Source organism: Bradyrhizobium uaiense, assembly GCF_010811875.1.
GTDB classification, from domain to species: Bacteria; Pseudomonadota; Alphaproteobacteria; order Rhizobiales; family Xanthobacteraceae; genus Bradyrhizobium; species Bradyrhizobium uaiense.
The window spans coordinates 1-10,536 of record NZ_VKHP01000290.1; the positions used below are offsets into that span (position 1 = coordinate 1).

Genomic DNA, 10,536 nt, shown 5'->3' on the forward strand with positions numbered 1-10,536 from the left:
GTCGGCGCCGATCACTACCCGCTCATTGTGCTGGTTCACGCCGGCTGGCTGATCGCGCTGTGGGTCTTTGGTCGCAACCAGGACGTCAACCTGGCTGCGCTGGCGGCTTTTCTGGTGCTGCAAGGCTTGCGGCTGTGGATCTTGGCCGCGCTCGGGCCGCGATGGACCACGCGGATCATCGTGTTGCCGAGCGCGCCGCTGGTGGCATCCGGGCCATACCGATATTTCCCGCATCCGAACTATGCCGTCGTCGTCGGTGAAATCGCGCTGCTCCCGCTCGCGCTGCATCTGCCGGCGTTGGCGCTGATCTTCACCGTGCTCAATCTCGCGGTGCTTGCAGTCCGAATTCGTGCCGAGACCCGTGCCCTCTCGGTTTCCGCCTGGCCGCGCATCAGCACGCCATGAGCGGCCGGGCGGAGCATCTAACCGACAGTCCATCGGTCGCGACCTGGGCCGGCTTCCTCCTGATGTGCCTCGGCATGTTCATGGCGATCCTCGACATCCAGGTGGTTGCGACCTCGTTGCCGACGATCCAGCATGCGCTGGCGATCTCGCCTTCGGCGATGAGCTGGATCCAGACCGCCTATCTGATCGCGGAGGTGATCGCGATCCCGCTGACCGGGCTGCTTACGCACGTGCTGTCGTTGCGATGGCTGTTCGTCGTTGCCGTGAGCCTGTTCACCATCGCGTCGATCGGCGGCGCTTTCAGCGGCGGCTTTGCCGTGCTGCTGGTGTTTCGCGTGCTGCAGGGATTCTCCGGCGGCGTCCTCATCCCCGCGGTGTTCTCTGCCGTGTTCACGCTGTTTCCGGTGCGCCTTCATGCGGTGGCCACCACGATCGGCGGCGTCGTCGCGGTGCTGGCACCGACCGTTGGACCCGTGGTCGGCGGCTGGATCACGCAAACCTGGTCGTGGCCGTGGCTGTTCCTGATCAATGTGGTCCCGGGGGCGATTGCGGCCACGGTCACGCCATCGCTGCTGCCGAGAGAGGGCGTGCATCTCCACGCGTTGTCGAGACTCGACAAATGGTCGCTCGTCCTGCTCGCAGCCGCGCTCGCAAGCTTCATGATCGGCCTGAAGGAAGCGCCGCAGCGCGGCTGGCTTTCGATGCTTTGCCTGAGCTTGCTGGTCGGAAGCATCGGCGGGATGGCGCTGCTGATCCGGCGCACGCTCCGCGTGACGTATCCGATCGCGCGATTGACCCTTTTCAGGCGGCGCTCGTTCGCGATCGGTTGTGGCTTGAGCTTTTGCCTCGGCATCGGCCTGTATGGATCGACCTATCTGATGCCGGTCTTCCTTGGCTTCGTCCGCCGCCATAACGCCTTCGAGATCGGCACCATCATGCTGGTCACCGGCGTTGCGCAGCTCGTCGCCGCGCCGCTGGCGGCAATCCTCGAAAGTCGCGTCGGCGCGCTTCTGCTGACCGCCGCCGGCTTCGCGTTGTTCGCGTTCGGTCTCGGCCTCAGTGCCTTTCAACCGCGCACCGCGGATTTCGGCGAGATGTTCGGGCCGCAGGTCATGCGCGGCGTCGCGATCATGTTCTGCCTGCTGCCGCCGACGCGCATTGCGTTGGGCAACTTGCCGGAGGCGGAGGTCGCCGACGCCAGCGGACTGTTCAATTTGATGCGCAATCTGGGTGGCGCGATCGGGATCGCCTTGATCGATACCGTCCTCTACGGCCGAAGCCCGATCTATGGCGAGGATTTTCGTACGCGCCTGCTGGCAGGCGATATCACCGCGGCGCAGGCGATCGGGCTCGATCCGATGTTGCTGATCAACCGTCCGCCGGGGCCGCCGGACGATGCCACGGTGGCGTTCATCCGGCCGCTGGTCGAGCGGGCGTCGCTTGCACTCACCGTCAACGAGGCATGGGCGATGCTCGCCTGCGTGGCGATCGCGGGCCTGCTGCTGGTGCCATTCGCACGCGACGGTGCGCCCTCTCCACGATCGGTGCCTTCAGATCCGGTCTAACCGCGGCCGTGTTGTTTGACGCGCCTTTCTCATCGGAGGCGGTGACCGAAATCGCCACCGGCGTCCCTCCGAATCGCCCCCACCTCTCGCCGACTGGCGAAGATTGACACCACTAGTCAGTGCTGCTATATACCGGTAGTCATTAACGCTAAGTAGAACGAGGAGATGCTTCGTGAGCAAGCAGATGACGGAGATGCTCAAGGGCACGCTGGAGGGCATCGTCCTCGCAATCCTCTCCGTGCAGCCCGCTTACGGTTACGAGATCACGGCACGTTTGCGGGAGCAGGGCTTCTCCGACATCGCCGAAGGCACCGTCTACGCATTGCTCGTCAGGAACGAGCAAAAGGGCTTCGTCGCCGTTGAGAAAGTCCCGTCCGAGAAGGGACCACCGCGCAAGGTCTATTCGCTCAACGCTCAGGGACACGAATATCTCGAGGAGTTTTGGAGGACATGGAGCTTCCTCGCGGAACGTCTCGAACAACTCCGGGAAAGAAAGGCATGAACATGTTCATCGCACGGATGATCGACGAGAAGAAACGCTACTGGCAGTACAAGGCGCGCACGGAGCAGCTTCCCGCAAGCTATCACACCGCGATCGATGCGTTGGAGCGGTACCTCATGTACTTCGGGCCCGGGAAGGGCGACGAGTTGCTGGCGATGCTGGAGGATCTTGCCGATCTCTTCGACGAGAGCGCCGCGAGCGAGACGCCGATCCGCGCGATCGTCGGTGAAGACCCCGCGGAGTTCGCCGAGGCGTTTCGTCGGAACTATCCGGTGGGCCAGTGGATCATCCGGGAGCGCGAACGGCTGATCCAAGCCATCGATCGCGTCGCAGGCAACCAACCGTAACGAAACAGCGAGCGGCCGGCGGAGGCACGGGGCAATGAGTGACGTCAACGGCGTAGTTGAGCACGGCTGGGAGCAGGTGGCGGACACCTTTCGCGCCAACTTCAAAGCAGGAAAGGACCTTGGCGCCGCATGCTGCGTCTACGTCGATGGGCGTGCCGTGGTCGATCTGTGGGGCGGTCAGGCCGACCGCGACAGCAATCGTCCGTGGGTACAGGACACGGTTGCGCTCACCGCATCGACTACGAAGGGTGCGACCGCAATGTGCGCCCACCTCCTTGTCCAGCGTGGATTGCTCGATCTCGATGCTCCCGTCACCCGATATTGGCCGGAGTTCGGCGCGGCGGGCAAGGGGACGATGCCGGTCAGGTATCTGCTCTCTCACCAAGCCGGCCTGCCGTATGTCGACACACCGCTGACATTCGAGGAGGCGTGCGCCTGGGATCCGCTGATTCGCGCGCTGGAAATACAGAAGCCGCTCTGGACGCCCGGGACGGAGCACCTCTACCACGCCATGACGTTCGGCTTCCTCGTCGGAGAGGTCGTCAGGCGTATCACGGGCAAGTCCTTGGGCAGATTCTTCGCCGAGGAAATCGCCCGCCCTCTCAAGCTCTCCGCATGGATCGGTCTACCCGAAGAGATCGAGCCGCGGGTTGCCCGGCTCGAGGTGGCTCCCTTCCCGTACGGCTCCCCCGAAGACCTGGTGACTGACTTCGCCAAGCTCATGGGGTTGGACAGCGCCGTGGCAGGGACCTTGGTGAAGGATGTCTACGGACCGGGTTCGGCCTTCATGAAGGCGGGCGGTGGGCGGCGTCACCGAGGAGAACATGCACTCGCGGGCTTATCGGGCGGCGGAGTTTCCCGCCGCGAACATGTTTGCCAACGCCCACTCCATCGCCCGCATGTACGCTGCAACGGTGAGCGACGTCGACGGCATCCGTCTCCTCCAGCCTGACACGGTGGCTGCGATGACGATGGTTCAGACCGACCGGACGCGCATGCACGGCGTCCCATCGGAGTTGCTGCCCTACACGAAGAACCTGTTCAACATGTCGCTGGGCTTTTGGCGGGCGACCCCGCCTATCAGTTCCCTGCTCGGCCCAGCGTCATTCGGCCATCCCGGCAGCGGAGGGTCGCTCGGGGCTGCCGACCCCGAATCGCGGGTCGGTTTCGGCTACGTTACCAATCTCTGGGCGGCCACCCTGATCGATCCGCGTGCCATTGAGCTGACGTCCGCAGTCAGAAAGTGCCTCGGCTAAAGCGCGACGAGATTGGGTTGAATCATCGTCGCGCTTCAGCTCGTTGCTTCAGCATGGTCCTTTCGGAAAACCGCTTATGCGCTTTTCCGGATCGGCTCTAGACCGACCGGACGTTGCTGCGTCGCGCCGGCTCGATCAATTCGCGGCGCGGGCCCGACAGCCGCTTGTACATGTGCACCATGAAGGCCATGCCGAACAGCGGCGTCGCCAGATTGACGATCGGGATCGAGACGAAGGCCGCGATGAACAGGCCGGCGGTGAACACGGTCGCCGCATTCTCCTTCCGCATCGCCTTGGCATCATCAGGCGAGCGGAACCGCATCGCCGCGAGCTCGAAATATTCTCGGCCGAGCAGCCAGGCGGTCGCGATGAAGAAGATGATGAAGCCTGCACCTGCGAACAGCACGAACGGCAGCGCGACCACATAGACCAGGATGGTCAGCAGCGCCGTCTTGACGCCCTCGATGGTCGCGAGCGTGACCGGCAGCGCCGTGCCGGGATGGTCGGCCGGATAGTGCTCGCGCTCGACATGGTCGGCGACGTCGTCGACGAACAGGCTCGCCACCAGCGAGGTGATCGCGGGCATCAGGAAGATGCCGCCGAGCACGACGCCAAGGCCCGCCGAGATCGAGATGATCCAGGACAGCACGTGCAGGGTGGAATGGAAGTTGGGGCCGAGCATGCCTTCGGCCCAGACCTCGCCAGTGTCGGCAAACCAGCTGAGCAGCCGCTGCAGCCCGATCGCCAGCACGGTGATCAAGACCAGCGCAAGCCCGATCGAGCGCCACAGGATCGTGCGCATCGGCGGCGACAGGATTTGCGAAAGCGCCTTGACGGCGGCGTCCAACATGACTGGGTTACCTCTGCAAATTGACGAGCGAGAGGTAGCCACCCATTATGGCTTCGGCAAGTGCCGCGTGTGTCGCGGTAACAGCGTTTTCGAGCGGACTACTCTAGGCGTCGAGCGGCTTGCCGCGGACTTCGGGTCCCCAGACACCGATAGCAATGATCACGACGACCATCGCCGCGGTGATCAGGCCGAACACGCCGCTGACGCCGGCCTCTTTCAACATGAACGCCACGATGAAGCCGGAGAAGGTCGCGCTGAGCCGGCTCATCGAATAGACCAGCCCGGCCGCGCGCGCCCGGATCGAGGTCGGGAACACCTCGGTCTGGTAGGCGTGATAGGCGTAGGACAGCGTCATGTTGGCCCCCGTCACCAGCACGCCGCTCAAGATCAGCAGCACCGGCTCGGTAAGCTGCGAGAAGGCCAGGCCGAACACCGAGATCGCGACCGCCGCGCCGCAGATGATCCATTTGCGCTCGAAGCGATCGGCGAAGGTTGCGGCCAGCAGCGGCGCCAGCGGATAGGCGAAGGCGATGATGAAGGAATATTGCAGGCTCTTGGTGACGTTGATGCCCTTCTCGACCAGCAGCGCCGGAACCCAGTTGGAGAAGCCGTAGACGCCGAATGCCTGGCACAGATTGAAGATCATGAAGAGCACGACGAGCGAGGCGTAGGGCGGCCGGAACAGGTCGGCATAGCCGGTTTCAACCGGTGGGCGTGCCGGCGCCATCGTGGCAGTCGGGGCAGGGCGCGATGCGGCGGTGCCCGATGCGGCCTCAAGCGTCCGCATGATCTTCTCGGCCTCGGCGACGCGGCCATGCCGGGCCAGCCAGAGCGGGCTTTCCGGCACGTAGAGTCGCAGCACCCAGATGATCATGCTCGCGGCGGCACCGATCAGCACCACCCAGCGCCAGCCGTCGATGCCGTGCGGCGAGAGCGGAACCAGCCACCACGACAGCGCGGCAACGATCGGCACCGCCGACAGCATCACCGCCTGATTGATCGCAAAGGCCCGGCCGCGCATCCAGCTCGGCACCAGCTCGGTGATGTAGGCATCGATGGTGATGACCTCGATGCCGATCCCGATTCCGGCAATGAAGCGCCACAGCAGCAGGCCGCCGGGTGTGGTCTGGCACGCCATGATCACCGACGCCGCGCTGTAGAACAGCAGCGACCAGGTGAAGACGGCCTTGCGCCCATAACGATCGGCGAGGAAGCCGAGGCAGAAGGTGCCGATGAACAGGCCGGCGAAGGTCGCCGCGACGAAAGCGCCGATGCCGGAGAAGCCGAAGAAGGCCTGCGTCGTCGTGGTCATCAGCCCGCTGCGGGCGAGGCCCGGCGCGATATAGCCGGTGAAGAACAGGTCGTAGATTTCGAAGCAGCCGCCGAGCGAGAGCAGGATCACCAGCCGCCAGACATAGCCGGACGTGGGCAGCGCCTCGAGCCGTCGTGAAATCTGGTCCGGTCCGCTTGTCGTGTTGACGCGATCGGCAACCGAGCCGAGTTCGACGGCGCTCATCATGGTCCTCCCCGTGTGGTCCAGTGGCCCCCTTTCTTGCGAAGGCGTGCCGGTTGTGCATGTTTGGCAGCCGCAAGCCAGAAATCCAGACGAACATATCGAAGCAATCGTTCGATATTTTCGATCTCAGATCAGGAGCGTCGCCTCCCAGGCGCCGCGGCCGACCTGGTCTGCGATCAGGGCGCGGATCAGGCGGCACATTTCCTCCATGACGTAGGTCATCGGGCGGTTGCGCAGGCGGCAAAGATAGAGCGTGCGGGTCAGTTTGGGCTCGATCACTTCGCGCGTGACCAGCAGCCGTGCTTTGAGCGGCTCACTGACGAAGTGCGTCGTCGCGATCGTGCAGCCGAGGCCCGCGGTCAGCGCGCCGATCATGCCGCTGGTCGAATTGAGATGCATGATGGCATTGGCCTCGAGCCGCTTGAGCGGCACGGGGTCATCCAGCAATGCACGCGCCGATAGCCCATGCCGCAACAGGATCAGCGGCAGCTGTGCCACTTCCTCGAAGGTGATCGGCGCTTTCTTGCCGACAAGCTTCTCGGTGCCGACGCAGAACATCTGCTCCTCCAGCACCGGTTCGGCGATCAGGTCCTTTTCCGACGGCGGATTGTAGACCAGCGCCAGATCGACCTCGGAGCCCATCAGGTGCAGCAGCGTCGCGCCGGACAGACTTTCGGTCAGCGACAGCTTCAGGTTCGGATATTTCGTCAGCACGGTCCGCATCAGCGGCACGCCGATCGCCTTCATCCCGGAATTGGCCATGCCGATCGAGATGTCGCCGGCGATCGCGCTGCCGCCTTCCTTGATCTCGCGTTCGGCCGCCGCCATCGCGCGCAGGATGATGCGGGCATGCTCATAGAGCCGCTCGCCCGCCGCGGTCGGTTCCATGCCGCGCGGCTTGCGCTCGAACAGCGGCGTGGCGAACTCCGCTTCGAGATTGGCGATGTGGTGGCTCAGCGCGGACTGCGCGACATTGGCCTGATCCGCCGCCCGCGACAGGTTGCGTTGCTCGTAAACCGCGATGAAATAGCGAAGCTGGCGCGAATCCATGAGGTTCAGCGTTCTAGAACCGCGAATGCACTATTCGACAGATTATATTTTTCAGATAGCGTGCGGAAGCCTAACCTGCGCCGATCACAAAGCGTTTTCGAGCGAAGCGGGTACCGGTTCGCTTGAAGAAAACGCGTCTAGACAAGAGCGCAACGAGCACGGAGAAACCGATGACCGGGAGCGGACTGCCGCTGGAGGGCGTGAGGGTCGTCGAGATGACCCACATGGTGATGGGGCCGACCTGCGGGATGATCCTGGCGCAACTCGGCGCCGAGGTGATCAAGGTCGAACCCCCCGCAGGCGACAAGACCCGTTCGCTCGGCGGCATGGGCGTCTCGTTCTTTCCGCTGTTCAACCGCGGCAAGCGCAGCGTCGTGCTCGATCTGGCCAGGCCCGAGGACCGCGACACCATGCACCGGCTGCTCGCCAGCGCCGACGTGTTCCTGGAGAACTTTCGCGACGGCCAGCTCGACAAGCAGGGGCTCGGCGCCGACGAGCTGCGCGCGAAATATCCGCATCTGATCATCGCCGGCCACAAGGGCTTCCTCTCCGGGCCCTACGATCATCGCCCGGCGCTCGACGAGGTCGTGCAGATGATGTCGGGGCTCGCCGCGATGACCGGCACAAGCGACAAGCCGCAACGCGTCGGCTCCTCCGCCAACGACATCATGGGCGGCATGTTCGGGGTGATCTCCATTCTCGCCGCGCTCTATCAGAAGCGCGGCGGCAACCAGACCGGCGCCGACATCCGCATCGGCCTGTTCGAGAACTGCCTGTTCCTGGTCGCCCAGCACATGGTCGAGTACGAGATGACCGGGCGCAAGCCGCGCTCGATGCCGGAGCGCGAGCATGCCTGGCCGATCTATGACATCTTCGATGCCGCCGGCGGCGACCGCATCTTCATCGGCGTCGTCACCGAAGGTCATTGGCAGAGCTTCTGCCGCGAGTTCGGTCTGACGGAATTCGCCGACGATCCGACGTTGCGCTCGACCACGGACCGCATCATGGCGCGCGACCGGATCATCCCGCGCGTCGCCGAGGTGATCAAAGGCTGGAACGTGGCCGACCTCTCGGCCAGGCTCGACGCGCTCAACATCTGCTTCTCGCCGATCAACCGGCCGGAGGATCTGCTCAGGGATCCGCATGTGCTGCGACCCGGCGGCCTCGTTCACAACGTCAATGCCGACGGCAAGCCGTTCCGCGTCCCCGCGCTGCCGCTCGAATGGAACGGCCACAATATCGGCGAAGGCCTGAAAGTGCCGGTGCTTGGCGCCGATACCGACGCGGTGCGCGCCGAGCTCGCCCGACAACAGAAGATTTCATCAACCGGAAACGCTGCGTGAGGCTGACATGACCCGCGTCCACGATATCTATCCCAACGACAGAGTGAGCCTGCGCGAAGTCGGTCTGCGCGATGGCCTGCAGCTGGTGAAGACGTTCCCGTCCACCGCGGCGAAGCAACGCTGGGTGCGCGACGAGTATGGCGCCGGCGTCCGGCATTTCGAGGTCGGCTCGTTCCTGCCGGCCAAGACCTTTCCGCAATTCGTCGATGTCCGCGATATCGTCGCCACCATCGCCGCGCTGCCCGGCGCGCATGGCGTCGCGCTGGCGCTGAACGAGCGCGGCGTCAACGAGGCGCTGGCGTCCGGCGTCGCCGAGATCGCCTCGGTGGTGTCGGCGACCGAGGAGCACAGCCAGGCCAATGCCAACCGCTCGCGCCAATCCGCGATCGATAACATCAAGCGCCTCTGCGAGCTGCGCGACGCCAGCGCGCACAAGCCGCTGGTCAATGCCGCGATCTCGATGGGGCTGGGCTGCTCGATCGTGGGTGCGGTCGATCCGAACGAGGTACTGCGCCTCACCGAGAAGCTCTACGAGGTCGGCGTCGACATGGTCGCGATTGCCGATACCGTCGGCTATGCCGGGCCGAAGCAGGTCGGCGAGCTGACGCGCGGCGCGGTGAAGATCGCGGGATCGAAGCCGGTCTGCGTGCATCTGCACGACACCCGCGGCATGGGCATCGCCAATGCCTCGGCGGCGCTCGATGAAGGTGCCCGCGTGCTCGACGGTTCGCTCGGTGGCCTCGGTGGCTGCCCGTTCGCGCCGGGCGCCACCGGCAATGTCGTGTTCGAGGACCTCGTCTTCCTCTGCGAGAGCAAGGGATTTCCGACCGGCATCGATCTCGATCGCCTGGTCGAGGTGCGCGCGATCCTGAAATCCGAGATGCCGAACGAGCAGCTCTATGGCGGCCTCGCCCGCGCCGGCTTGCCGCGCGGCGCCAAGGCGAAGGCGGCGTAGCTGTTCTGCTCTCTCGCCCCGCTCTTGCGGGGAGAGGTAAGCACCGTCAATCGTGCCTGTGCCCACGCCCCCGCTTGCGTGGCTTCTTGTCGGGGGCGGTCGGGATCATCACGACGCGGCCGTAACGCACGCCGCGTTCGGCGATGACGTGGTCGGCGAGATGGCGGACCTCGCTGCTCGCGCCCCTCAGTGCCGTCACCTCCATGCAGCTGTCATCGTCGAGATGGACGTGCAGCGTCGCCAGCGACATATCGTGATGACCGTGGAAATTCTGCACCAGCCGCTTAGACAGGTCGCGGGCGGCATGATCGTAGACATAGACCAGCGCCGCAACGCATTGCCCTGACGGCGCCTCCTCGGCACTCTGCTGCAAGCTGGCGCGCGCGAGGTCGCGGATGATCTCGGAGCGGTTCTGATAGCCGCGCGCCTCGGCGGCGGCGTCGATCTCCGCGAGCAGGTCATCCTCGATAGTGATGGTGATGCGTTGCATGGGTTGTCCGTGTTGCCGGCGTCAGTATGATAATTTTATTGTAACGTCATACCGTGCTTGCTAGCGTTGCTGCGCCGGGTTTGGTTGGGCTGGCGCGGTCGTCGCGTGACTGTAACAGGTATCATGCGGGGGCATGGTGTGGACGCTGCGACGGTCTGGCGCGCTTGGACGTCACCAGTGGCAACTGCCCCGGAGCGGTGACAACGGTCTGTCCTTCGGCGACCGGCGCGAATGCGGCAATGGATGCTGCGGCGAGA

12 protein-coding genes are annotated in these 10,536 nt (G+C 64.6%); 8 read left to right on the forward strand and 4 right to left on the reverse strand.

Going from position 1 to position 10,536, the window contains the following annotated elements; all coding sequences use genetic code 11:
• From FNJ47_RS40535 to FNJ47_RS53400, 6 genes are all read left to right on the forward strand, one after another.
• On the forward strand, positions 1-405 hold a 405-nt coding region (locus FNJ47_RS40535), incomplete at its 5' end, for an isoprenylcysteine carboxylmethyltransferase family protein (RefSeq protein WP_163161695.1).
• Positions 402-1,970, forward strand: a complete 1,569-nt coding sequence (locus FNJ47_RS40540; protein ID WP_430649466.1) for a DHA2 family efflux MFS transporter permease subunit — start codon at positions 402-404, stop codon at positions 1,968-1,970. The genes FNJ47_RS40535 and FNJ47_RS40540, both read left to right, overlap by 4 nt.
• A gap of 172 nt (positions 1,971-2,142) precedes the next feature.
• Positions 2,143-2,472: a helix-turn-helix transcriptional regulator gene (locus FNJ47_RS40545; RefSeq protein ID WP_163161697.1), complete on the forward strand. Its 330-nt coding sequence runs from the start codon at positions 2,143-2,145 to the stop codon at positions 2,470-2,472.
• A 17-nt stretch (positions 2,473-2,489) separates the two neighbouring features.
• Positions 2,490-2,819 (forward strand): DUF1048 domain-containing protein, encoded by a 330-nt coding sequence (locus FNJ47_RS40550; protein ID WP_236000381.1) that lies wholly within the window; start codon positions 2,490-2,492, stop codon positions 2,817-2,819.
• 34 nt (positions 2,820-2,853) lie between these two features.
• Complete coding sequence (locus FNJ47_RS40555) at positions 2,854-3,771, forward strand: serine hydrolase domain-containing protein (protein WP_206685392.1); 918 nt, start codon at positions 2,854-2,856, stop codon at positions 3,769-3,771.
• Positions 3,689-4,075: a serine hydrolase gene (locus FNJ47_RS53400; RefSeq protein ID WP_206685393.1), complete on the forward strand. Its 387-nt coding sequence runs from the start codon at positions 3,689-3,691 to the stop codon at positions 4,073-4,075. The genes FNJ47_RS40555 and FNJ47_RS53400 overlap by 83 nt, the downstream gene beginning before the upstream one ends.
• A 97-nt stretch (positions 4,076-4,172) precedes the next feature.
• Here the strand turns inward: FNJ47_RS53400 and FNJ47_RS40560 are convergent, their stop codons facing one another.
• From FNJ47_RS40560 to FNJ47_RS40570, 3 genes are all read right to left on the reverse strand, one after another.
• Positions 4,173-4,925 (reverse strand): sulfate transporter family protein, encoded by a 753-nt coding sequence (locus FNJ47_RS40560; protein ID WP_163161701.1) that lies wholly within the window; start codon positions 4,923-4,925, stop codon positions 4,173-4,175.
• A gap of 103 nt (positions 4,926-5,028) precedes the next feature.
• Positions 5,029-6,441 (reverse strand): MFS transporter, encoded by a 1,413-nt coding sequence (locus FNJ47_RS40565; RefSeq protein WP_163161703.1) that lies wholly within the window; start codon positions 6,439-6,441, stop codon positions 5,029-5,031.
• Positions 6,442-6,567: 126 nt separating this feature from the next.
• Positions 6,568-7,491 (reverse strand): LysR family transcriptional regulator, encoded by a 924-nt coding sequence (locus FNJ47_RS40570; RefSeq protein ID WP_163161705.1) that lies wholly within the window; start codon positions 7,489-7,491, stop codon positions 6,568-6,570.
• A gap of 170 nt (positions 7,492-7,661) precedes the next feature.
• Here FNJ47_RS40570 and FNJ47_RS40575 point away from each other — a divergent pair, with 170 nt between their 5' ends.
• A complete protein-coding gene (locus FNJ47_RS40575; protein ID WP_163161707.1) occupies positions 7,662-8,834 on the forward strand; it encodes a CaiB/BaiF CoA transferase family protein in 1,173 nt (390 codons plus the stop codon).
• Positions 8,835-8,841: 7 nt separating this feature from the next.
• Positions 8,842-9,789, forward strand: coding sequence for a beta/alpha barrel domain-containing protein (locus tag FNJ47_RS40580; protein WP_163161709.1), 948 nt, complete (start codon positions 8,842-8,844; stop codon positions 9,787-9,789).
• A gap of 46 nt (positions 9,790-9,835) precedes the next feature.
• Here FNJ47_RS40580 and nikR read toward each other — a convergent pair whose 3' ends face one another.
• Entirely contained in the window at positions 9,836-10,279 is a 444-nt protein-coding gene (nikR, locus tag FNJ47_RS40585) for a nickel-responsive transcriptional regulator NikR (protein ID WP_163161711.1), read from the reverse strand.
• Between the last annotated feature and the right edge of the window lie 257 nt (positions 10,280-10,536).